The organism is Paenibacillus sp. JT22N15 (assembly GCF_059383755.1).
The window spans coordinates 22717-44964 of record NZ_JBXENV010000011.1 but is presented as its reverse complement, the minus strand read 5'-3'; the positions used below and the strand labels follow the sequence as shown (position 1 = coordinate 44964).

Annotated in this window: 23 protein-coding genes; 12 read left to right on the top strand and 11 right to left on the bottom strand. The window is 46.6% G+C overall.

The genetic code is table 11. The features are described from left to right. Positions 1–89 precede the first annotated feature (89 nt). The 3 genes from AC50X8_RS21530 to AC50X8_RS21520 form a co-directional block, all read right to left on the bottom strand. A complete protein-coding gene (locus AC50X8_RS21530; protein ID WP_494881382.1) occupies positions 90–1367 on the bottom strand; it encodes a DUF5050 domain-containing protein in 1278 nt (425 codons plus the stop codon). A 220-nt stretch (positions 1368–1587) separates the two neighbouring features. Next, positions 1588–2550, bottom strand: coding sequence for an alpha/beta hydrolase (locus AC50X8_RS21525; protein ID WP_494881380.1), 963 nt, complete (start codon positions 2548–2550; stop codon positions 1588–1590). 63 nt (positions 2551–2613) lie between these two features. Beyond that, the gene (locus AC50X8_RS21520) at positions 2614–3492 is read right to left on the bottom strand and encodes a DMT family transporter (protein ID WP_494881378.1); all 879 of its coding nucleotides are present in this window, start codon (positions 3490–3492) and stop codon (positions 2614–2616) included. Between the two features lie 136 nt (positions 3493–3628). Between AC50X8_RS21520 and AC50X8_RS21515 the strand changes: the two genes are divergently transcribed. Further along, on the top strand, positions 3629–4525 hold the full coding sequence (locus tag AC50X8_RS21515) for a LysR family transcriptional regulator (protein ID WP_494864250.1): 897 nt from the start codon (positions 3629–3631) through the stop codon (positions 4523–4525). A gap of 130 nt (positions 4526–4655) precedes the next feature. Next, positions 4656–5477, top strand: coding sequence for a PPK2 family polyphosphate kinase (locus AC50X8_RS21510; protein WP_056043884.1), 822 nt, complete (start codon positions 4656–4658; stop codon positions 5475–5477). Between the two features lie 120 nt (positions 5478–5597). Here AC50X8_RS21510 and AC50X8_RS21505 read toward each other — a convergent pair whose 3' ends face one another. The 4 genes from AC50X8_RS21505 to rbsK all read right to left on the bottom strand — a co-directional run bounded on the left by AC50X8_RS21505 (position 5598) and on the right by rbsK (position 9213). Beyond that, positions 5598–6194: a hypothetical protein gene (locus tag AC50X8_RS21505; RefSeq protein WP_494881376.1), complete on the bottom strand. Its 597-nt coding sequence runs from the start codon at positions 6192–6194 to the stop codon at positions 5598–5600. Then, a complete protein-coding gene (locus tag AC50X8_RS21500) occupies positions 6191–7090 on the bottom strand; it encodes a hypothetical protein (RefSeq protein WP_056043890.1) in 900 nt (299 codons plus the stop codon). The genes AC50X8_RS21505 and AC50X8_RS21500 overlap by 4 nt, the downstream gene beginning before the upstream one ends. 199 nt (positions 7091–7289) lie before the next feature. After that, the gene (locus tag AC50X8_RS21495; protein ID WP_494881372.1) at positions 7290–8273 is read right to left on the bottom strand and encodes a LacI family DNA-binding transcriptional regulator; all 984 of its coding nucleotides are present in this window, start codon (positions 8271–8273) and stop codon (positions 7290–7292) included. A 28-nt stretch (positions 8274–8301) separates the two neighbouring features. Continuing rightward, positions 8302–9213, bottom strand: a complete 912-nt coding sequence (gene rbsK, locus AC50X8_RS21490) for a ribokinase (RefSeq protein ID WP_494881370.1) — start codon at positions 9211–9213, stop codon at positions 8302–8304. Between the two features lie 244 nt (positions 9214–9457). Between rbsK and AC50X8_RS21485 the strand changes: the two genes are divergently transcribed. The 3 genes from AC50X8_RS21485 to AC50X8_RS21475 all read left to right on the top strand — a co-directional run bounded on the left by AC50X8_RS21485 (position 9458) and on the right by AC50X8_RS21475 (position 12263). After that, the gene (locus AC50X8_RS21485; protein WP_494881367.1) at positions 9458–9823 is read left to right on the top strand and encodes a hypothetical protein; all 366 of its coding nucleotides are present in this window, start codon (positions 9458–9460) and stop codon (positions 9821–9823) included. A gap of 30 nt (positions 9824–9853) precedes the next feature. After that, positions 9854–10144 (top strand): hypothetical protein, encoded by a 291-nt coding sequence (locus tag AC50X8_RS21480; RefSeq protein WP_494881365.1) that lies wholly within the window; start codon positions 9854–9856, stop codon positions 10142–10144. 346 nt (positions 10145–10490) lie between these two features. Further along, positions 10491–12263 carry a cohesin domain-containing protein gene (locus AC50X8_RS21475; protein WP_494881364.1) on the top strand — a complete coding sequence of 591 codons (1773 nt, stop codon included), beginning with the start codon at positions 10491–10493 and terminating at the stop codon, positions 12261–12263. Between the two features lie 102 nt (positions 12264–12365). Here AC50X8_RS21475 and AC50X8_RS21470 read toward each other — a convergent pair whose 3' ends face one another. Then, the gene (locus tag AC50X8_RS21470; RefSeq protein WP_494881362.1) at positions 12366–13430 is read right to left on the bottom strand and encodes an ABC transporter substrate-binding protein; all 1065 of its coding nucleotides are present in this window, start codon (positions 13428–13430) and stop codon (positions 12366–12368) included. Between the two features lie 94 nt (positions 13431–13524). Then, positions 13525–14766, bottom strand: a complete 1242-nt coding sequence (locus AC50X8_RS21465) for a helix-turn-helix domain-containing protein (RefSeq protein ID WP_494881360.1) — start codon at positions 14764–14766, stop codon at positions 13525–13527. 340 nt (positions 14767–15106) lie between these two features. Between AC50X8_RS21465 and AC50X8_RS21460 the strand changes: the two genes are divergently transcribed. Genes AC50X8_RS21460 through AC50X8_RS21450 form a run of 3 tightly spaced genes read left to right on the top strand, consistent with a single transcriptional unit; the run spans position 15107 to position 17276 of the window. Continuing rightward, entirely contained in the window at positions 15107–15586 is a 480-nt protein-coding gene (locus AC50X8_RS21460; protein WP_056043913.1) for a GreA/GreB family elongation factor, read from the top strand. After that, the gene (locus AC50X8_RS21455; protein ID WP_494881359.1) at positions 15576–16070 is read left to right on the top strand and encodes a cation:proton antiporter regulatory subunit; all 495 of its coding nucleotides are present in this window, start codon (positions 15576–15578) and stop codon (positions 16068–16070) included. Before AC50X8_RS21460 ends, AC50X8_RS21455 begins: the two co-directional genes overlap by 11 nt. A 3-nt stretch (positions 16071–16073) precedes the next feature. After that, positions 16074–17276, top strand: a complete 1203-nt coding sequence (locus AC50X8_RS21450) for a cation:proton antiporter (RefSeq protein WP_494864258.1) — start codon at positions 16074–16076, stop codon at positions 17274–17276. A gap of 133 nt (positions 17277–17409) precedes the next feature. Here AC50X8_RS21450 and AC50X8_RS21445 read toward each other — a convergent pair whose 3' ends face one another. After that, the gene (locus tag AC50X8_RS21445; RefSeq protein ID WP_494864260.1) at positions 17410–18078 is read right to left on the bottom strand and encodes a PspA/IM30 family protein; all 669 of its coding nucleotides are present in this window, start codon (positions 18076–18078) and stop codon (positions 17410–17412) included. Between the two features lie 27 nt (positions 18079–18105). Continuing rightward, positions 18106–18321 (bottom strand): PspC domain-containing protein, encoded by a 216-nt coding sequence (locus AC50X8_RS21440; protein ID WP_494864262.1) that lies wholly within the window; start codon positions 18319–18321, stop codon positions 18106–18108. 239 nt (positions 18322–18560) lie between these two features. Between AC50X8_RS21440 and AC50X8_RS21435 the strand changes: the two genes are divergently transcribed. The 4 genes from AC50X8_RS21435 to AC50X8_RS21420 all read left to right on the top strand — a co-directional run bounded on the left by AC50X8_RS21435 (position 18561) and on the right by AC50X8_RS21420 (position 22019). After that, on the top strand, positions 18561–19814 hold the full coding sequence (locus AC50X8_RS21435) for a LolA family protein (RefSeq protein WP_494881358.1): 1254 nt from the start codon (positions 18561–18563) through the stop codon (positions 19812–19814). A 144-nt stretch (positions 19815–19958) separates the two neighbouring features. Then, the gene (gene alr, locus AC50X8_RS21430; protein ID WP_056043931.1) at positions 19959–21152 is read left to right on the top strand and encodes an alanine racemase; all 1194 of its coding nucleotides are present in this window, start codon (positions 19959–19961) and stop codon (positions 21150–21152) included. A 231-nt stretch (positions 21153–21383) separates the two neighbouring features. Continuing rightward, complete coding sequence (locus AC50X8_RS21425) at positions 21384–21665, top strand: CopG family ribbon-helix-helix protein (protein WP_046233825.1); 282 nt, start codon at positions 21384–21386, stop codon at positions 21663–21665. A 3-nt stretch (positions 21666–21668) separates the two neighbouring features. After that, positions 21669–22019: a type II toxin-antitoxin system PemK/MazF family toxin gene (locus tag AC50X8_RS21420; protein WP_046233824.1), complete on the top strand. Its 351-nt coding sequence runs from the start codon at positions 21669–21671 to the stop codon at positions 22017–22019. Positions 22020–22248: the final 229 nt, after the last annotated feature.

The following is a 22248-nucleotide window of genomic DNA, read 5'->3' as shown; positions in this document are numbered from 1 at the left end:
TTATAAAGGAAAAAGAGGAGCAGATTTTAAAATTCTGCTCCTCTTTTTTAAAAAAGTGGATTTACCTATTAGGACTAAAAAATAGCAGCTTATTGTTTAGCAACAAGCAGAACCCGGCTGATCGATTGCTCGCTAAGCTTGGATGCTGTTTTGCCATTGCTGCTCAGTTGGAATAACTGCCCGTAGCCAGCATCCTTAGAGTCGTCATTGATGTAGTAAATGCCATCAACGTCTTCACTAAGCTGCATATAGTCCCAGTTCAATCCAGGTATTTTTTGAACCGACAAATCCGAGTTCAGCAAATAGCTGGCATTGTCACCGAAAAAGATTGTAGAAGCGATTTTTCCGCCTGACATAATGTTGTATACGGAATGAAGCTTAGAAATGTTAAGATTTTTTTTGCTGGTAACTTTATTGTTTTTTATCGTGGCAACATAACCTTTGTCTGCTGAATCAATAAAAGCCACTTTGTCTGTGCCTACATTTGCAATATCATAGACGCCTGTGCTGTGCAGGGAGAAGGTTTTGCCGCTTGTGTTCAAGAGGTAGCCTTTACCGGTGTTATAGTTGAAATGCCCTTCGGAATCAAGGCGAATGCCTTTGTTGAAGAGGTAGTACGTATTTGTTGCCCAAATACCGGAATATGCAGCATTTGCATCAATTGGAGCATTTAAGTTAAGGGCTTTAGCTGCGCCGCCTTTTTTAGGAACGCTATAAAGCACGATGCAATCAAGCGAATACATTTGTTCTTCCGGCTTGGTATTGACAATAATATTGACGGAATTAGCAGTTGTTTGGATATGGTGATCCTGCTCAATCGCACCCGCTGCAATGTATTGCACTTGTCCTGTGCCTGTAACTGCTTTGGAGGCTACCCATGTGGAACGACCATTACGCACGGTATTGTAATAGATTTTTCCATCAATGATTTTGAATTCTTCAAAGTCTGTATCAGCTTTATCAGCGATTTGTTTTGCTTCCGATACAGCAGCAGCATTAGCAGGAACAGAATAGATTTTCCCAGCGCTTGTCATGTAGTAAAGCGTTCCATTTACAATGGAATAGTGCAGCACATCGTTATAAAATACTTCATCTTCGGTTGCTGTGCCGTCGATCGGCAAACGCAGCAGCGTAGTTGATCCGCTGTAGGACAAATAATACAAATAGTTGCCACCGCGATTCAGTGCAGTACCAGGAACGTCAAAATCCTCCATTATGAGAGCGGCACCAGTGCCATCTGTTTTAATACGGAACAGGTCTTGGTCAGATGTGTAATAAACATAACCGCTGGCGTTTGCTGCTGCCTCGGCTGTCGGTACTGTTACTGTGCCGAAGCTAGTAAACAGCAGGGTGAGAATAAAAAGCATGCAAACATTCTTTTTTGTAAAAAGGTGAAGCTTATTCATTACTTAATCTTCCTTTCTAGTGCTGTGGGATAGTATTTGCTGTAAACAACTCTCTTTTAGTGAAAAAAAGGAAGCTGCTTGAATACTTATCGGTTTATAGGGCGAAAAACATTATACTAATAATATAATTATTTATACAAATTTTATTGAATAAACATGGGAGATGCTGGTGCGAGTTGTGTTATTTGGCGGTTGATGAGGCAAGATTAGCGAGAAACTGCAGGACAGCAGCACTTAATTGTTCAAGTCCTGGCTGTTCAATCGGAAAATGTCCGGCTCCTTCCAGCAACACCAGCTTTTTCGGACAAGCCAATCTATTATAGAAGCTTTCACTAAAAGCATACGGGGTCATGGGATCGGCTTCTGGGTGAACCAGCAGTACAGGACAGGAATTAAAGTTTTCTGGCTGCACTTCCGGTGTCATGTTCAGAAAAGTTCTTAGCAATTTAAGAGGCACACGGGTTGCTGCTGCACGGGGATCCTCCATAATAAGCTGGGCTAATTCAGGATGGTTGGCTATTAGATTCATGCGCGATACTTTGGAAACAGGCAGCCGAAATGAATCTAGTAAAATTGGGCATGCATCCATTAGCCATTTGCCATACACCGCTACATATTTATTAGGGGCAAGCTGGAGGCGCATAGCAGCGTCACTAGTATCTACGAAGGTTGTAGCAATTAGACCTTGCACATATGGACTACGGGCAGCAACATGATAGGCGAGCATGCCCCCAATGCTGGCGCCGAGCAGTACGATAGGTTTGCCATCACGTTTATATTCGCTTTCCACTAAATCAACTAAAAGCTGAATCCAGTCTTCATAACGAATCGATTTGGAGGGAGGGCTTAATTGGCTGAGCCCATAGGGAGGAAGGTCCGGAGCAAGCATTTCATAGCCGTGCTTTTGCAGCAGCTTGCCATAAGGGGCGAATAAACGGCCATTGCCTCCAGCACCATGCACGAGTACAATTTTGAGCGGACTTTCGGGTGCGAGCAAACGATCTAAGTGAATTTCACCATTATTCCATTGCCACCATTCTTCAGTAGGCAGGTTGTTTTCTTTTAGCTGTATTTCTGCAGGGAAAAATCGTTGATAGCTCTCCCAGTAGCTGCTGTTATTATTGTAATTCCTTGGATTGTTCATCGTTGATCGCTCCTATTCTGCTATCTATTATGAATGGATGAATTCATAAATAGCAATGCAGGCTTATAGGTCGAAACGGCTAATTTGCGTAATCCGATGCCATTTTATTTCGGAGGCGACGACAGCAAGCAGCACGAGCGCAGCTCCGACATAGCCCTGCGGCGGCAAAATTTCATGAGCAAACCAAAAGCCTACGGCTGCCGCAAACACAGGCTCCAAGGCGAAAATAAGCCCCGTTCGCGTTGGTGTCGTGTATTTTTGGGCAATGGGCTGAATAATGAAGCCAAAGCCGCTGCATAAAAGGCTTAGCGCAAGCACAGCGCCCCAACTGGCAGGCGTTTGCGGCAAAGTCGGGGTCTCAAACAGCAGCATGCCGATTAAGCCAAAACCGCCCGCAAAGCCTAGCTGTAAAATGCCCAGATTCAGCGTGTTTGAAGCTTTCGCCGCCGAGTTCGTTAATATAATATAAAGGGCATAAAAAGCAGCTGACAGCATGCAAAGGATATCTCCACCCCCGATGCTGAATGGCAGTTTTAGCGTCAGCAGCGCGATGCCGGTAAGGGCCAGCACAACACTGAGCCGCATGGATGGAGCAAGCTTCTGCTTGAACAGCAGAACCGACAGCAGCGGAACGAAGATGACGGTCATGCTAACGAGGAAGCCGGCATTAGACGTCGTAGTCGTCTTAAGTCCGAACATGATGCAGGCAAAAACGGCGAATAGCAGGAAGCCGAGCATCGCACTATATTTAATCGTGCGCCAATCTACCTTGCGCAGCGATTTCCAGAAGAGAAGAGACGTCAGCAGAAAGGCGAGTCCGAAGCGCAGGGCAATTAAATTAAATGCAGCAATGGATTCAAGCCCTATTTTCATAAATAAGTAAGAACAGCCCCAAAATACGGTTGCGAGCACGATGAGTAATTCGGCGTTTCTAGATTTCATGAGATTTATCTTCTCCGACTTTAATAGAATAGGCTTATGGGCCGAAACCTAGTATACTGGGGTTTGATATATAAGTATAACGAGGATTTCTTATTTTAAGCATGAGAAATGCTCATGTAAATAGAGGAGACGCAGGATGAGCATTAATAAATATGAAATATTCGTACAGGTTGCGCGGCTTGGCAGTTTAACGAAGGCGGCGGAAACGCTCGGTTTTACCCAATCGGGCGTTAGCCACGCGATCAACAGCTTGGAGAGTGAAATCGGCTTTAGGCTGCTGCAGCGCAGCCGTGCGGGCATTCAATTGACAGCGGAAGGCGAGCGGCTGCTGCAGCCGATGCGCGAGGTGCTGCAAGCCAATGTTCGATTACAAGAAGAGATCGCTGCAATCAGGGGGCTGGAGGCTGGTACGATTCGTATCGGCACGTTCACAAGCGTATCCGTCCACTGGCTGCCGCGGATGGTGAAAGCTTTCCTGAACGATTATCCGCAAATTGAATTTAAGCTGATGGAGGGAGATTATCAGGAGGTTGAGGAATGGCTGGAGGAGGGGCAAATCGACTGCGGTTTCTTCTCTTTGCCCACGAGTGACAAGCTGGAGGTGTTCCCACTAAAAGAAGATCGGATGCTGTGCATATTGCCCCAGGATCATCCGATGTGCGGAGCCGCTTTTTTTCCGCTTGCACGGCTTGCAGAGGAACCCTTCATTATTCCTAAAGCGGGCTCGGATCATGACGTTCGGCGTGTGCTTAAGAAGGCGGCGATTACGCCAAACGTCAGATTTGAGGCGGGTGATGATGCGGCTATTATTGCCATGGTTGAACAGGGACTGGGCATTAGCATATTGCCCGAGCTCGTAATTGAAGGGCGCAAGCATCATGTCCACGTCATGGAGCTGGAAGAACCAAGCTTTCGGTCGCTTGGCATCGCCGTCCATTCTATGAAGTTTTGCTCGCCTGCTACGAGGCGATTCCTTGCCCATGTACAATCATGGCTGGACAAGCAGCAGCTATTGCAGGCCATTAACGCATAACTAAGGTGTGGAATCCATTAGCGCTGTGAAGTCTATCAAAAATTCAATTACAGGGTAAGATATTGGATAGGTGCAAGATTGATAAGATTGGCACAAAGTGGAATACTGGTACATAAGGAGCGTGAAGCAGATGGCAAAAAACCATGAGCAGATGGCGAATAAAAAGGTTGTTTTGAGCAGCATCAATCCAAAGGATAAAGGTTCCTTTAACCATAAGGAAGAGGTGGAGAAGGAAGCGCTGAAGCTGAAGGAGGAATTGGAGCAGCTTCAGGAGAAGCTCGCGGCTGCGAAGGAGCAGGCGGTGCTGTTCGTCATTCAAGGGATGGATTGCAGCGGGAAGGATGGCGTAACGAAGCATGTGTTTGCCGGGCTGAACCCGCAGGGCGTGTCCGCTCACAGCTTCAAGGCGCCGACGGATGTGGAGAAGCGGCATGATTTTATTTGGCGGGCGCACAACAACGTGCCGGAGCTGGGCCAAATCGCGATTTTCAACCGTTCTTATTATGAGGATGTTTTGATTACAAGGGTACATGGTGCAGTGTCCGACCAAGAGGCAAAGCGGCGCTTTAAGCATATTAACCATTTTGAGTCGCTGCTTGCGGATAGCGGGGTTAAGGTTGTCAAAATCTTTTTGCACATTTCCAAGGAGTTTCAGCTGGAGAAGCTGAAAAGCCGAATCGAGGATTCTTCGAAAAATTGGAAGTTTGACCCGTCGGACCTCCAGGAGCGGAAATACTGGGAACAATATCAGGGCTATTACGAGCAGCTGTTTGAAAAATGCAGCAAGCACGCGCCTTGGCATATCGTACCATCCGACCATCGCTGGTACCGCAATTATGCCGTGCTGCGCATTGCTGTGGACGCCTTGAGAAGCATGGAGCTACAGGACCCACCAGCGAATCCGGAGCTGAAAGCTTTTCTGAAGGAAATCAAGGAGCAGGAGCGGTCATAACGGATGCGTCTTTAGTGAATGCGTTCAGAATGAATAATAAACGAAAATAACCGGCTATGGTGCATCGCAAATCACAACGCGGTACATGGCCAGTTATTTTTTTACAAGCCGAATCAATCGCTAGCTAAAGAAAAAATCCAAATATTGCTGTCCATGCTCGCGTCCTATAATCGCCGGGGCAAGCTCCATTGCGCGTTCAATAAACTCGCTCTTTACTTCGGAATCCTCGTCTGTAGCATCGAGCTCAAATTCCTCTTCCTCGACCTTCATCAATGCAGTGGTCATGGCGAAAAAGTCGGACAGTGAGGCAGCGATTTGCGAATGCCGCTTCTGAATGCTGCCGTATACCGGCCCTTGCGGATCGGCCGAATCAACGATAAGCGCATCGCCATTGTAATCGGCGAAGACGATCCAGCCAGCTGGCCATTTTGGATCAGGAGCGAGTCCGGAAGCCGTCATAATCCAGCGCCAGCCCTGCTGCGCCCGTTCCAGCTCCGGCAAACGGAAAAATTGCACGGCCAGAACACCGCCAATCATCGGATGCTCCTGCAATTCTATACAGCTGTAAAAGGTTCGCAGCGCTTCTCCAAGTGGAAGCGGCTCCTGAACGGGCAGCGGCTCATCATGATAATAAACCTCGCCAAGGTCAATGTCATGCCTTCCAAATACGGAAGCGAATTGCTGTAGTTGCGTCATTAATGTACGGTTTACGCTCATGTAGCGTTCCCCCTCGTCGTCCATTTTTCCAAAATATCAATTAAATCTTCCTTTAATAAATCTACACGGTAGCTCAGCTTTTTCTTGCGCAGCTTCTCTTCCAGCAGGTCCACAATAACGAGCAGATCCGCTTTAAACAGCTGCTGCTGCTCCTGTAAAGGCAGCTCTCCCTCCGCTCTCGTAAAATGCCTGGTCACCTCTAGTTTAAGCTCGCCCTTGCGGGAAGCCAGCTTGCCGACAGCGAATTTCGGCTTTATGTAATACCCTTGCTCGAACCCGTCCGGAACATCGTTTTGCTCGTGAAAATATTCATACTGCAGCGTACGCTCGGCATCATCATGATGGCTAAAGAAGCAATAAATACCGATGTAGCTAAAAGAATCGCCGTAAAGCTGCTGACGCATATGTTCATCCAGTGCGCTCCGCAGCTCGCTCAGGCTGTTTATGAAAGGCTTGGCTGACAGCTGATAGTTGCCGGAGCGGACGAGGCGCAGCGGATTTTTCGGCAGCAGATTGCGCTGGGAAGCAAAGGCGGCAATGCCATAATCGTTGTTGTCGCTGCCTTCATGGATGACGAAGCTGTCTTGCCGCTTGCTCCAGCCTTTGCAGGAGCCTTCGATCTGCTTGAAGGTGCGGGTGCGCAGCTCGGTGTAGAAGGAGCCGTTGATCCATTTTTCCGCAACTGCCTCTACGGGTGTCAAAGAAGCTCCCCAGCCAGTAATAGCAAGCGCCTCGCATACACGTACAAGCTCATTCCACTGCTTGATGTTGGCATAATGAAAAAGCCGATGATATTCGGCAATGAGCAGCTCGCGAAGCTCGTCCATAACCGGAGCCGCTTGAATGACTTCGTTCAGCTGCTCTAGCGTTTCTGTTTCAAAGATGGATCTAAGCATCGTAAATTCCCCCTGTAGAAAAATAGTAATCAGAGGCACCAGGTTATCTCTTATTATGCCATACCATTCCTTGAATTTCCTGTTTAACGGATGTATGAAAAAACCTTCGAGGTCCGCAAGCAGCACAAGCGGAGTCGAAGGTTCATCTGTGCTGATATCAGCAAATTGAAATCAGTAAACGGAAATCAGCATACCGAAATTAGGTCGTAGCTTTCTGGAGCAGCGCTACTTCCAGCTCATAGTTGCAGCGCTCGATCGGCTCGTTGTTGATTAGGCGAATTAAATAGTTCATAGCGGTGCTGCCGAGCGTATAAATTTGCTGGGAAACGGTGGTCAGCTCAGGATATACCATATCCATTCGAACACCGTCGAAGCCAATTAGCTTCACTTGGGAGGGGACGGATACGCCGAGCTCATGCAGCGCCTTAAGCGCTCCCGCGGCCATAAGGTCATTGCCGGCGAATACGCCGTCCACATCGGGATGCTGGCGAAAAATATTTTTCATTGCCTCGTAGCCTCCTGCAACGCTGAAGTGGCCGAATGCGGTTAGGCTAGGCGTAAACCACGGCAGTTCAGAGCACATTTCCTCATAAGCAAGCGTCCGCTCACGTGCGGAATGCACATGCGATGGCCCGCATATATGGGCGATTTTGCCGCAGCCCGCGTCCAGCAAATGCTGTACGGCGAGCTGTCCGCCATAGCGGTTAGCTGCTGTAATCGTAACAATTGGATGGTCAGGAAAGCTTTTATCAATGACGACGATCGGAATCGACCGTTTTTGCAAGGCAATAATCTGCTCGGGTGAAATCGTATAAGAGGAAACGATAATGCCATCAATTTGTTTATTGATTAACGCTTCAATATACCTTTTTTCCTTGTCGGGATTATTGTCTGTATTGCAAAGGACGAGCGTATAGCCTTGGGATGCGGCTGCATCCTCAGCAGCACGGGCAATTTCCGGGAAAAAAGGGTTCAAAATGTCGGGTACCATTAAGGCGACTGCAGCTGTTTTTTTGCCCGCAAGGCTTCTGGCAATCGTATTAGGCTTGTAGTTCAGCTTCTCGGCAGCGGCTTGAATGGCGGCTTCCGCTTCCTTGCTTACATATCCGCTTTTATTGTACAGCCGAGAGACAGTGGCAACCGATACGCCAGCCAGCTTGCTGACATCTCTGATCGTGGTCATAGGGGCTAGATCCTTTCAATTGTGAGCTTTAGTGTGACGCTTGCTGGATGAAAGCTTCGACATCCTTGCGGAGCGGCATTCCGCTTTGGGCACCTAGCTTGGTGACGGATAGTGCGCTTGCGGCAACGGCGAACTGGACAGCTTCCTCTAGAGCGGCTCCTTCGCTTAGCTTCACAGCTAATGCACCGTTAAACGTATCGCCTGCACCAGTCGTATCTACAACTTCGACCTTATGTCCCGTTACATGTCCTTGCGTCCCATCCGCCGATTTGTAATAAGCGCCGTTGCTGCCTGCTGTCATTACGATTGGATGCGGATACTGCTCCAGTAAAGATTCCGGCGTAGTCTGGCGCTCTAAACCTGTCACAATAGCCAGCTCAGATTCATTTGGCGTAATGAGATGCAGCTGGGCTAGCAATTCCTCCGGCAATCTCACAGCAGGCGCCGGGTTCAAAATAACCGGTACGCCGAGTGAATGCGCGAGCTTAATGGAAGCTTCGACCGTTTCAAGCGGGATTTCATGCTGCAGCATGACCATATCTGAGGCAGCGATGACATCCTTCAGTGCAAGGACATCTTCTGGAAGCAAGCAGTGGTTTGCTCCTGGAATAACGATAATGCGATTGTCTCCTTCGGTGACGGTAATGGCAGCGATGCCGGTAGCTTGATGAGGAACCGTTTTCACATATTGCATATCGATCCCCTCAGCTCCAAGCGCGTCCCTTAGCTGCTGCGCCATCGTATCCTCGCCGACACAGCCGATCATTGTAACTGCAGCGCCAAGTCTTGCGCAGGCGACTGCCTGATTAGCACCTTTTCCGCCTGTAAAGCTGGAAAAAGCGTTGCCAATCAACGTCTCCCCTTGATTCGGCATCACATCCGTTTCTGTAACCATATCAATATTCAAACTGCCAATAACGGTAATTTTTGCTTGAGACATAGGAACACCTCTTGTTTTTGATTATGTGATGTGTAATCGGTTACACATGGTTGCTTCTCATTTTAAATAGCCCGTGTGCCATTGTCAACTATCAAACCTTACGATGAAGCTAGTTCTATTGGCATAGCTGAGGCAAATAATCAGTCGGCAGACTGATATTATCGGATTATAGCCGTATGATACAATTGTGAAATCATGTTTTTTGAGTTCAGGGGCATAATGGCCTTGGCTGGGAGGTGCTTTTATGGGGAATGCAGGACTTACATATAAGCTGATGACGGATCATGGGGATTTTAAGAAAGAAGAGATTAATATGTCGCTTATCACGGATATCATATATGGATTTGAACCGGATTATGAGGATTTTATCGTGCTCGAGCCGAGCTTGCCGCTGGACAACAGCATCTATTTGCAGGCCGCAACCGAAGGGAAAGGCATGAGCGGCTTCGTTGTGGAAATCCGGTTCGTATATGCCGATGATTCATTCAAACACTATGAATACAAAACGACGGATAAAGGCGAGATTGTTCGAATGTTTCTTGAATATTGGGGAGCACAGAAGCTGCCTGACCACTCGCAATGGAATGATGTTACAAGCATGTTCACGTAATTGTTACATAAGCTTAAGCGGAGGAGTAACATGCAGTACAAGCGTTTTATTCTTTTTTCAATCGTCATAATGGCCTTGCTTATTTTACTCGTTAATACGAGCTTGTTTCAGGAAAATGCGGCTAAGGCAGCTTCCCATTACTATGTTCGCTCACATTACGCGAGCAGCGAGTTTACTTTTCTAAAAATTGTTTATGATACTGGCCACGGTAATTACACGGTTACATATAAGGACAATACAGAGCAGCAGTTTAGCTTTACGATGGCTCCGCGCTATTTTCCTGTTTTTGTGCGTTATGATCCGCTGGAGAGTCGCCTCTAAATAACAAAAGTTCCGACCCCTATCAGTGGAGGTTCGGAACTTTTTTATTTAGTCATTTTTAATGAGCAGGCTCATATAGCCGATAATATGCAACTATGATGATAAGTTTCAACTTTACGTATATTAGGAAGATAGACCGTTCTGAAGCGCAAAGCAGTGGCTCGGGCTGTCTATTTTTGTTTAATGATTTAACATCATTTAGGTATAAAAATATATGTCTAACCTTAATGCTTAGATTGATCTCGGTTATTTTACAATAATTAAAATTGAATTTCAAAAAAATACTATACTAAAATATCTGTTTGGTGTAATATCATCCTGTTACTAAAACAAGGGAGATGACACAATGCGAGGTTTTAAACCTGTATTAATGAAATTTGTATTAGCATTGAGTTTAGTAGTATCATTTTTCACTTTTGAAGCAAGTACGTTTGCAGCGACTATCGGTAGTCAATTAACCGCACCGGAAGAGGGCTGGAAAAGATATAGCCATACTGAACCATTAATTAAATATACGGGCACTTGGAACGTTAGTGGAACTGCGAAATTTAATTCATCGGGTAATGGGACAGATAATATTTCTTTTAAATTTTACGGAACTAAGTTGAGAATTATATCTACAAATTGGACTAGTCCTTACTCTAACGATATTCAAATTAGTATTGATGGGGTGAAAGGAAGCTATTCTCAATTAGGGGATAAAAAAAATAATTTACTTCTATACGAAAAAACAGGTCTTAAAGATGGAATCCACTTTGTAGAAATAAAACGTATATCCGGCGGTAACTATTTCTCGCTGGAGGCTATAGATATTAATGATACAGGTTATTTGACCAATGATAATATACCTGATGCAGGCTGGAGAAGGTATGACAATGAATTTAATACGATTAAATATACCGGTCAATGGACTAATTCTTTTTCAAATGCAAATCATGCCACCACATCTAAGGGGAGCGAATCGGGTAACGGAACAGATAAAATTGAATTCCAATTTTATGGTTCTCAATTAAGAATATATGCTCACTCATGGAATAACGGTTATTCAGATAACATCGAAATTAAAATTGATGGGGAAAGCGAATATTATTCTCAGAAAGGAACTGGAACTAAAAATCAGGTACTTGTGTATGAAAAAACAGGTCTTGTATACGGTTATCATTCGGTCATTATCAAGCGTATATCAGGGGATAAGCAGTTTTCTCTTGATGCTGTAGATATTGATGAAACAGGCTATTTAACGGATGAAGAGGCTCCTGCACTTCCTGATGCTCCGACCAATCTGATGGCAGTGGCCAACAATACGAATAAGCAAATCGAACTTAATTGGGGTACCGTTACGGGATCTACATACTACAAAGTAGCGAGATCAGAGACATTAGGCGGCCCATACCTTGTAATTGGCTCAGTAGAGAAAGAGTCCTATATTGATAAAGAGGCTGCGCCGGGTATTAATTATTATTATGTGGTGAAGTCGGTAGCGGCAAATGGCGAAAGCGCAAATTCTAATGAGGTATCAGCAAAGCTCGATGTGCCAGCGACGCAATTAGATATTGCATCCCAATTTGATAAAGTTTATTTGAATGACATTTTCACCATCCAAGTCGATTTGAAAAATGCATCCAATATTTATGCGGAAGATTTCAGTGTCCAATATGATACAACTAGATTCCAGTTCGTGGGCATTGAAGAGGTTGGACATATAGCCGTTTTATCGAACACAAGCACTGCTAATGACACGATTAGATTGATTACTGTAAGCAAAGGTAAAGATTACGGTGTTAATGGCGATGCTACCCTTGTAAATCTGAAATTTAAAGCAATTGGGTTAGGTAAAGGCAAGGTAGATGCAACTAAAGGGAAAATTGCTGATAACGGGAATATGGAATTGACCCTTGCTGAGGATAAAGTTGGCGAGAAAATAATTGAGGTTATTGCTAGAACTGAATTTACTCTTAAAGATATTGGTTCGTTAGGCTATAACTATACAGACAGCAAATCTAATCTAAACAGCGATTTGAAAGGTCTTCTTGGGGAAACAGGAAATGTTGAAAAGGTAGATCTATTAACATTAGTAGATGCCGTTTTAGCAAATCCTAATTATGATTTTAATCATTAATCGTATACCATTTAGCCTGCCGAGTGGTTACAACACAAAATCCCGAACACTCCATATACATGGGATGCTCGGGATTTTTTTATAGCTTGCTGGCTCAACTATTTAATTAGAAGAACCGAGCTCCGCCACAACATCATCCATTTTCATGCTGCTTGCTAGAGGGCCGGAGCTAATCCAATGTCTTGCATTTACGAAAATGACATGGCCCGCTTTAACGGCCGGTACCGATTTCCACACGGCGGATTGCTCAATCGCGCTGAAGCTTTCCTTCGCCTGTTTAATTTCCTCGTCCGTGCTGCCGGCTCCACCGAGCGTAACGAATAAATAGTCAGCCTGCAATTCGGGCAGCATCTCCAGCGAAATCGTCGCATTTTGAAAATTAGGCTGCTCCTGATGCCACTTCTCAACGGTTGGATCCAGCTTTATTCCAAGCTCGTTATATAGAACGCCGGGATAGGTTGGCCATTCGATTTGCGTTTTTTCATCGATATAATTAGGGAAATAGACTCGGAAATCTTTGGCGGTCATGCGGATGAAAGCTGCACTTTTGCCTTCCGATAGAATAGGGTTCAGAGCTGTTCTCGCATCCGCAGCCTGCTTATCATAAGCGCTGATGACCGATTGTGCTTGATCCTCCATACCCAACGCTTGTCCAATAGCTGCAAGCGAATTTCTCCAATCCTCACGATCGTATACGATGGTTGGCGCGATTTTGGAAAGATTATCATAACCTTCTTGCATAATCGCGGTGCTCGCAATAATCAAATCCGGCTGAGCTGCAACGATCGCTTCGAGATTCAGGTTATCGCCCCAAATTTCCAAAGTGGCACCTTGCTCTTTAAGTTTGTCGTTTAAATAATAGCCTTCGCCAATCGACATTCCGAATACCATCGGTACATTTAAAGCGAGCAGCATATCCTCCAAATTAATGGAAGCAATCCGCTCAGGGCCCGCTGGAAGCTCAGTTGTGCCGAAGGGATGTGTAACCTTGAGCGGCTGTTGATCGGAAGAAGTCTCCGGTGAAGAAGCGGAAGGTGAAGCGGTCGAGACAGGGTTAGAAGCCGAACTAGACGGCTGCCCGCTTCCTGAGTTGTTCCCACACGCTGACAACAGCAAAATAGCGGCAGCAAGAGCAATATACAGGAAGGAATGACGGTACAAATACATGATGAAACCTCCGTTTTGACAATAATGGTCAGGCTTATAATGATCAAAACGTATTATACGCTCCCGCCGCTTTGCAAAACATGGACATTCGTGTTTAGTTCGTTCTAAATAATTCTTCTACCTGTTCTACCATTAGATTGTGGGCAAAAGGGGAGTAGTCCAGCCAGGGGCATTCCTGTATTTGCCGCACATTTCCCGCTTTTACAGCTTTAAGCTTTGTCCATACGCTGCTATGCTGAAGCTGCCGCCACATTTGCTGAGAGGCTTGGTCAGAATCAATAATAAGCAGCAGACGATCTCCCGTAAAAAGAGGCAGCTCCTGCTCCTTAATCTCACGTAAAATCGATATGTTTTCTAAGTCATAAGGGCAGTTTAATTTCAAATCCTCATATAAGACAGCCCCTCCGTTACGTCGTCCGTATACAACGATATGTCCCTGCATGAGATGAACAATTGAAATCGTATCCCCTTGAAAAAGCTTCCTGACCCGCTCCCCGGCATAAGCCGCCTTCTGATCATAATTCGCGAGCCAGCATGCAGCGTCCTCTCCTTTGCCAAGCAGGGCTGCAATTTGCCTAAACTGCTGCCGCCAGTCTAGCTCAAGCCAAGGAATGACGACGGTGCGGGCGATTTTGCCGATGGAGCCTATAATCTGTTCATTCACCATATCGTCGCATAAAATGAGCTCGGGCCTAGCCTGCTGAAGCGCACTGCGATTGTAGTCAACTAAATCCGGCTCCATTCGTTTGGATCGTCGAAGCGGATAGGGAATATGCTGAAAAAAAGCATGGCGGTGCACGTCCCTTTGCGGATCGACCTGTGCGGCACACGGAATAATGCCTAAAGCGAGCAAATGTCCGGCATAGGGAAATGAAAAGGAAGCAATTCGTGTATTCGTCCACGCTGCATATTGTTTTGGCGTTATGCCTGCCGCTTTCTTAAACTTACGGCTGAAATAAAATTCATCCTCAAAGCCGACCTTTTCGGCAATTTCCTTAATCCGCAAATTAGAATGCAGCAGCTGCTCCTTCGCTTTGTTGATCCGGATGCTGTTCAAATAATCAATGGGGCTTTGCCCGATCCAATGCTTGAATTGATGAGAGTAATGCCATAGGCTCATGCCTGCGATGGAGGACAGCTTCTGCCGGGTCATGCCTTCTGCATATTTTTCATTCATATAATGGATGGTTCGGTCGATCATGGCTTTCGCTTCCGAAGGCCAGTTTTCGTTTTCGCTCAAAGCAGCGGCCTGCTGCTCGAACTCTGCTTCGGTGGTCTGTTTCTTCCAATAACTGTAACCGCCGTCCGCTTGCAGGACGGAAGCTGGTTTTCTCATTTTCGCGTCCTCCTTTTTAAAGAAGCTTCTTCATTTATATTTTTCAACAGCTTAGCGCTAGCGTTCACTTTTCTGCTTGCTATTCATTTAATGAGAATTGTTATCAATTGTAGTTTATACGAAATCAATAGTCTGTACAACCTCTTTTCCCGTTTTACAACCGCATAGCTTGTCCCATTAGATTTAAATAATAGCTGGACATATATTATTTGTTTGGTAAGCTTGTTATAAGGCCTCTGACGCAGAGGCCTTATATTATTTTAGGAGGAGAACAGCATGGAAAAAGCGGTTTATTGTTTATGCAAAATCAGTAATGTACGCATAGGGAGTGAGGTCTACTATGAACCATAGTATCGGTTTGTCCTATGCCCAAGAACAGCTTGTGTCGCAGCTTGCCGTGTTAGGTGTCGAGAGGAAACGCTTCCTCGACGCCTATTTTGTTATGCCGGGGAAAGAGCGTATGGAGATGGAACAATTTCTATTCTTGTATACGGAGGCCGTGCAAGAGCTTCTCTCGGAAACGGACGTGCTAATGGAAGAAAAACTTCAATCCATGGTGCTTATTGGCAGCCATATTACGATTGAATATCCTGATTATGAAGCGTTGGATTCCTTTACCATCGTGCTGCCTGAGCAGGCCAATCCAGACGAAAACCTCATTTCCTTTCTGTCGCCTGTTGGCAGGCAATTGCTTTTGGCACGTCTAGGCGAGTCTATCACTGTAGCGACACCATCGGGCCCCATGCGTGTCATTCTCGCTTCAATTAAGTTCACTGCTAACCAATTATCCAGGGAAGGAGGAGCTGTAAGTGGATCTTAGAGAATCCGAATTGCCCGGTATTGGCCGAAAATACAGCCTGCGAACCCGCAACGGGGAGCAGCTGGTTATCGTCGTTCATAATGATGAACGAAGGGATATTTTTCATATGGACACAGATGAGCCTGATGAGATGCGGTCAATGGTCACACTTGATGACGAGGAAGCCAGAGTTGTATCGGCTATCATTGCAGGCATCACCTATAAGCCTAAATTTCTGGAAAATCAGGAAATAGCGCTAGATAGCTTAGTTATCGAATGGATTCGGCTGGAGCCTTTATCTAAATGCGTTGGCAAACGGATTGGGGAGCTGGATATCCGCAAAACGACGGGTGCGACCATTTTGGCCATAGTAGAGAAGGATAAGACGAAGCATATTAATCCTGGAGCGGAATACGCGTTTACGTCAGGCGTAACATTAGTCGTGGCAGGTGAACGCATTCAACTGAACCAATTAAAAAAACTTTTGCTGAATGGGGCACTTTAGCCCATGGAGACGCTCATATTTGAAGTCGGGATGGCACTGGCGCTCATTACGCTGACAGGCTTGCTTTCAGCGAAGCTTCGCTTCTCGGTTATTCCTTTTTATATTTTGATCGGGATGGCTGTGGGACCGCATGCGCCGCATTTTTGGATTATTGATTTGCGGTTTATTGAGAGCTCCTCCTTTATCGAATTTATGGGACGTTTAGGCATTTTATTTTTGCTGTTTTATTTAGGGCTGGAGTTTTCGGTAGCGCGGCTGTTGAAATCAGGTAAAGCGATAATCGTAGGCGGCTCCTTCTATGTCGCACTGAATTTTCTATCAGGGCTGCTGCTTGGCTGGATTACGGACTTGCCCATCAAAGAAACGCTAGTCGTTTGCGGCATTATGACCAGTTCCTCCACTGCTATTGTGGCAAAGGTGCTGGTCGACTTAAAGAGAACCGCCAACCCGGAAACAGAAATCATTATGGGTATGATCATGTTTGACGATTTGTTTATTGCGGTACACATATCGATTTTGACGGGGCTCATCTTGAGCGGCGCATCTTCCTTTTGGAGCGTTTTGCTAATCTCTTTGACTGCGCTTGCCTTTATCGTTGTATTTTTATTTGTGGGCAGGAAAATTATTAAATATATTGATTTTGCGCTTAATATTAAATCGTCAGAGCTGTTTCTGCTGATGATTATGACGCTGCTGTTTCTTGTTGCCGGCTTCTCGGAAACGCTTCATGTAGCAGAAGCAATCGGAGCGCTGATGATCGGGCTTGTACTTGGCGAATCCAGGCATGTGAAGCGGATCGAGCAGCAGGTGTTACCCTTCCGCGATTTTTTCGGGGCGCTGTTTTTCTTTAGCTTCGGTCTAACCATTGAGCCCGCCTCTTTGGGCGGCGCGGTAGGGATGACGCTGATCGCGGTACTGTTGACGCTGGTTGGCAATTTGGGAGCAGGCATGCTGGCGGGCCGTATTTCAGGCATTTCGCCAAAGGCATCGCTTAATGTAGGCTTTACGCTCGTTTCCCGAGGCGAGTTCTCCATCATTATGGCGAACATCGGCAAAGCGGGCGGTTTAATGGCCTCCATTCAATCCTTTGCGGTGCTGTACGTCTTAATTCTTGCTGTGCTCGGCCCTTTGCTTACGAAGGAGTCCAAGTGGATCTATCAAAGCTATGAGCAGTTGCGGAAGAGACTGAGGCGCTCAAGAGGATAACGGACGGTGTGCGAAAAAAAGAACAGGAGCTACTCAGAAAGCAGTATTGCTGCTAAATGAGTGGCTCCTGTTCTTATATTTCATCCTCGAAACGATAGCTTAGCCGCCAGAGGACGGCGACAGCCGTTTACGCTTAGCTGACGGATTTCTTCTGCAATAACCGTTGCAGCTCTTCCTCTACTCTTGCGCTTTGCTGCGCATTTTGCTCTGCATTTCCCGTTGGGGCACTATCCAGGCCATATGAAGCTTTGGACAATTCCTGCTGAGCTTCCCGTTCCATCAGCTTCTGTTCAATACGGTCAAAACCTCTGGAAGCGAAGCTTCCATGCAAGGAATCCGCTGATGAATAGCCAGCGGCTCCATCTGTTTTTTTCATGCGCAGCACGAGCTCCTTGCGTTTTTCATGCAGCCGAATTTTCTCTTCCTTCAGCGACTCCAGACGAAGACCGAGCTCAAACGCGCTCTGCTTGGCCAACTGAAGCAGCTTTGTAGTTTCTTCTTTCTGATCGGCATAAGCCAGTTTTGCTTCAAGTGCAGCACGGGCTTCTTCCTCGCGTTCACCTGCGACCGCTTGCTCTGCTTTGCTTTCATAGTAGTCGGCTTGTTGCTGCAGCTCCGAAAGCTTTGCCAGAAAAGCACGCTCTTGCGCCTGCTGATGCAAGCTCTCTCGTTCAGTATTTGCAATGTCCTCGTCCAGATCCCTCAAATACTGGTTAAGCATCGTCACCGGGTTTTCCATTTTATCTAACATTTCATTGGCCGCTGCCTTCGTCATACTAAATACACGTTGTAAAATTCCCATTCTATCATCTCTCCTCAAAATTAATTTTTAGTAGTTATCAGAAAATCCGAAATTGCCATGTGGAGCCTTTGGAACAACCAACGTCGCAATGAAGTAGGCAAGAATGACTGCACCGCAGCTGAAAAGGGAGGCAAAAACAACAAGCAATCTTATAATAGTAGGATCAATGCCGAGCCAGTGTCCAATTCCTCCGCAGAGACCGGTTAGCTTGCTATCCGTCGTTGATCGAAATAATTTTTTCATAACGTTCATCCTTTCCCGTGTTCGTCTATGTCCTTATTGTAATGCGCTCCGCGAGATTGCGTAACGGACCGCAGTCCGTTCAGCATACTAGCCTTTAGGCGGGCATCAACGCGACAAATGGCGGGGGAAACATAGATTGCTTTTCTCAGTGAGCTTGTCAAACTAGTCCGCATAAATGTCCAAGTTCCCTCATACACATGAATCAGATGGCAAAACATTGTGAAGAGGGGTTGATTTTAATGCGTCGCATGACATGGGCCGCGGCAATGATATTATGTTTTTCACTCGTATTGGCTGCCTGCGGGACGAAGGATGCCGAGTCCGTGGTGAAGGATCTGGACAAGGTAGTAAATGGGCTTGAGAGCTATCAAGGAAGCGGGACAATGACACTTCATACGGGCCAACAGCCGCTTACCTACAAGGTTGAAGTATCCTACCAGAAGCCGCAATATTACCGCATCAAGCTGACTAATGAAGAAAAAGACATTACTCAAATTGTACTGCGCAATGACGATGGCGTTTTCGTCCTGACGCCACGCCTCAATAAAGTGTTCCGTTTCCAAAGCGATTGGCCGCAAAATCAAGGTCAGGTTTATTTGTACCAGACGCTCGTGCAGAGCATTTTGCTGGATAACTCGCGCCAATTTGCTTCTGAAGAAAGTGCCTACGTCTTCGACGTTATGGCAAATTACAATAATGGATCTTTGGCGCGGCAAAAGATTTGGCTCGACAAGTCAAGCTATAAGCCAGTCCATGTTGAGGTCAGCGATGCCAATGCTGCGCTAATGGTCGAGGTGCAGTTCAATACATTCGAATTTGGCTCCAAATTTGATAAGAGTGTATTTGAAACAGAGGCTAATATGAAGTCGACCCCATCGAGCAGCGGCACAGGTGAGCAAGCAACTTCGGCAATTCCAGAGGATAATGTCAATATCAATGGCACGGACAATAATCAGGCATCTGGCTCAGACAATAATGCAGGCGGGCAGAACGAAGTGGACAGCAGTACAGGCATCTCTGGCAATGCCAATACAGATGGCAATTCGGAGCAAAACAATGGCACTGATCAAAATGCGAGTACAGATCAAAATACAGACGGCAGCTCGAATGCAAATGAGGAAGCCAATGAGACAAGCGCGCTGCCGGATGATGGCGTGTTCCTGACAATGGCTCCGACGTATTTGCCGGATGGTGTCGTTTGGAAAGACAGCAGTGATGTGGAGTTCGCTGGAAATCCTGGCCAACTGACTCGTTACACAGGCGTTTACGACTTCTCGCTCATTCAGACTCAGCCTCACGATCAAGCAGCCTCGCTTGTCCCAGGCACCTTGGTGGATCTTGGCTTTACGTGGGGAGAGCTCACCTCGGGAACCGAGCAGCAAACGCTCAGCTGGACTTATGAAGGCGATCAGTTCAGGCTGACAAGCGCCACGCTGCCAGAAACCGAAATGATCAAAATTGCCCAATCCGTGCAATCGGGCGTCGATAAATAGGAAGAACCCTGAATTTCCAAGACGTGCTAATCAAATCCGGCAGTCATTTCATTGACAGTCCTGACGGCAACGTATAACATTAATACTATTGATGTTTACTGGCCTTCGTGTATGGGGCTGCCGGATGAGGAGAAGGTGAACGACTTGGAGGGGTATTATCGCCCAACACGGGTAGAAATTTCTTTGGATGCGCTGCGCCGCAATTTGAGCGTGTTTCGAGCGCATATGGGCGAGGACGTACGCCTGATGGCTTCTGTGAAAGCCAATGCTTATGGCCATGGAGCGGTGGAAATCGCACGGGAAGCTGCGAGCTGCGGAGTAGATTATTTAGGGGTCGCTTTTCTGGATGAGGCATTGGAGCTGAGACGGGCAGGCATTTCCATCCCTATATTGGTGCTTGGCTATGTTGCTGCAGATGCGCTGTGGCTTGCAAGAAAACATGATATAACGATAGCCTTGTTTCGCGAGGATGTATTAGAGGCAGCGTCCAAGCTGCCAGCTCCGGATGAGGATCATTTTAATAATAAGCTAAAGGTTCATATTAAAGTAGATTCCGGCATGGGACGGCTTGGGCTCATTGGAGCGGATGCGGCTATCCCTTTTATTGAAAAGGCGCTTTCCGTTCCCCAGCTTGAGGTCGAAGGGTTATTTACCCACTACGCCCGTGCGGATGAGCATGACAAAAGCTATACGATTTTGCAGCATGAGCGTTTTCAGGAAGTCGTTCGTTATGTGTTGCAGCAGAAGCTGCCGATTCCGATCATTCATGCGGCTAACAGCGCTGCAGGCATGGATACGCCGGAGCTTGCGGGCAATATGCTGCGGCTTGGCATTAGTATGTATGGCCTTTACCCTTCGGATGAGGTGCGCCATGATGAGCTGCAGTTGGAGCCGGTATTGTCGCTTAAGACAGAGATCGTCATGGTGAAGAATGCACCTTCTGGCTGGGGCATCAGCTACGGCGCTCGTTATGTGACGCAGGGCGAGGAGCGGATTGGAACGCTCCCGATTGGCTATGCCGATGGCTTTAGCCGGATGCTGACAGGCAAAGCGCAAGCGCTTGTTCGTGGCGTAAAGGTTCCTGTCCGCGGGACGATCTGTATGGATCAGTGCATGATTGCGCTTGATGCGGCGGCGACGGAAGCTGGAGAACCCGTTGAGCAAGGCGAAGAGGTTGTACTCATTGGCGATCAGGGCAATGCGCGGATTTCTGCAGAAGAGGTTGCGAAGCAGCTCGATACGATTAATTATGAGGTCACCTGCATGCTGGCCGCTCGTGTACCGCGTGTCTATTTTAAGGATGGAAAGGCGCTATCCGTCGTAAATCCTTTAATTTGACAGCATGAGCGTTCGGGAAAAATTTCAAATGCCATTTTTACGCAAAAAAAGAGGGATTTCACCATTTGTCTCGAATTAATGCTAGGTCGGGTTTAAAGACGCTAAAGTACGTCATGTTCGTACAGCATATTTGATATATCGCTGACATAGATATGTTGAAGTATAGAGGGGCCTTATTATTGCAATAATGTGTATTAAAGGTTGTGGAAAAGTTTTGGAGGTGCTTGTTCGGTGGCCAATGTGCAGAACACCAAGAGGATCATGATTAGCTTGCCGGATCATTTACTGGAGGAGGTTGACGGTATCGTAGCTAAGGAGAACTCTAACCGCAGTGAATTTATTAGGCAGGCTATGAAGCTGTACCTTGTGGAAAGAAAGAAACGGCAAATCCGCGAGTCCATGCAGCGTGGGTATCTGGAGATGGCGAAAATCAACTTGAACATGGCCTCGGAAGCTTTTCAAGCGGAGGTAGAGGCTGATCACACGCTCGGCCGTCTTGTAAGCGGGGTGTAGAGCTTGATCGTAAAACGTGGAGACGTGTTCTTTGCTGATCTGTCACCTGTCGTCGGATCGGAGCAGGGAGGAGTGCGGCCTGTTCTTGTCATTCAGAATGATATCGGCAACCGGTTTAGTCCGACCGTCATTGTGGCGGCCATTACCGCGCAGATTCAGAAGGCGAAGCTCCCTACACATGTAGAAATGAACGCGGCTGCACATGGCTTTGACCGGGATTCCGTCGTTCTGCTTGAGCAGATTCGAACGATCGACAAACAGCGGCTGACCGACAAAATTACGCATTTGGACGATGAAACGATGCGTAAGGTCGATGACGCGCTATTGATTAGTGTGGGCCTGATTGATTTTTAAAAATATAAGCATTTATAAGTTTCACACTTATAATGGGCTTATATTTCTCGGGATGAAACGCGCCGCGCCGCCAGAGGATGGCGACAGCCGTTTCACCTTAACGGGCTAAATCCTGTGTAAATGCGCTTTTTTATAGCATCCGTTGATGCTGTAGGGGAGCGCATTTGTGCATGAACGGCGTTTGAAAATTTATTATAAAAAAAGATGGACAAGAAATGTTTCCTTTGCT

Coding starts and splice junctions, on each gene's coding strand:
- AC50X8_RS21450 (WP_494864258.1), top strand. CDS start 16,074: ATGGAGACGCTCATATTTGAAGTCGGGATGGCACTGGCGCTCATTACG.
- AC50X8_RS21505 (WP_494881376.1), bottom strand. CDS start 6,194: ATGAGCGTAAACCGTACATTAATGACGCAACTACAGCAATTCGCTTCC.
- AC50X8_RS21475 (WP_494881364.1), top strand. CDS start 10,491: ATGCGAGGTTTTAAACCTGTATTAATGAAATTTGTATTAGCATTGAGT.
- AC50X8_RS21500 (WP_056043890.1), bottom strand. CDS start 7,090: ATGCTTAGATCCATCTTTGAAACAGAAACGCTAGAGCAGCTGAACGAA.
- AC50X8_RS21435 (WP_494881358.1), top strand. CDS start 18,561: ATGCGTCGCATGACATGGGCCGCGGCAATGATATTATGTTTTTCACTC.
- rbsK (WP_494881370.1), bottom strand. CDS start 9,213: ATGTCTCAAGCAAAAATTACCGTTATTGGCAGTTTGAATATTGATATG.
- AC50X8_RS21515 (WP_494864250.1), top strand. CDS start 3,629: ATGAGCATTAATAAATATGAAATATTCGTACAGGTTGCGCGGCTTGGC.
- AC50X8_RS21480 (WP_494881365.1), top strand. CDS start 9,854: ATGCAGTACAAGCGTTTTATTCTTTTTTCAATCGTCATAATGGCCTTG.
- AC50X8_RS21445 (WP_494864260.1), bottom strand. CDS start 18,078: ATGGGAATTTTACAACGTGTATTTAGTATGACGAAGGCAGCGGCCAAT.
- AC50X8_RS21495 (WP_494881372.1), bottom strand. CDS start 8,273: ATGACCACGATCAGAGATGTCAGCAAGCTGGCTGGCGTATCGGTTGCC.
- AC50X8_RS21510 (WP_056043884.1), top strand. CDS start 4,656: ATGGCAAAAAACCATGAGCAGATGGCGAATAAAAAGGTTGTTTTGAGC.
- AC50X8_RS21470 (WP_494881362.1), bottom strand. CDS start 13,430: ATGTATTTGTACCGTCATTCCTTCCTGTATATTGCTCTTGCTGCCGCT.
- AC50X8_RS21485 (WP_494881367.1), top strand. CDS start 9,458: ATGGGGAATGCAGGACTTACATATAAGCTGATGACGGATCATGGGGAT.
- AC50X8_RS21520 (WP_494881378.1), bottom strand. CDS start 3,492: ATGAAATCTAGAAACGCCGAATTACTCATCGTGCTCGCAACCGTATTT.
- AC50X8_RS21460 (WP_056043913.1), top strand. CDS start 15,107: ATGAACCATAGTATCGGTTTGTCCTATGCCCAAGAACAGCTTGTGTCG.
- AC50X8_RS21465 (WP_494881360.1), bottom strand. CDS start 14,766: ATGAGAAAACCAGCTTCCGTCCTGCAAGCGGACGGCGGTTACAGTTAT.
- AC50X8_RS21530 (WP_494881382.1), bottom strand. CDS start 1,367: ATGCTTTTTATTCTCACCCTGCTGTTTACTAGCTTCGGCACAGTAACA.
- AC50X8_RS21525 (WP_494881380.1), bottom strand. CDS start 2,550: ATGAACAATCCAAGGAATTACAATAATAACAGCAGCTACTGGGAGAGC.
- AC50X8_RS21440 (WP_494864262.1), bottom strand. CDS start 18,321: ATGAAAAAATTATTTCGATCAACGACGGATAGCAAGCTAACCGGTCTC.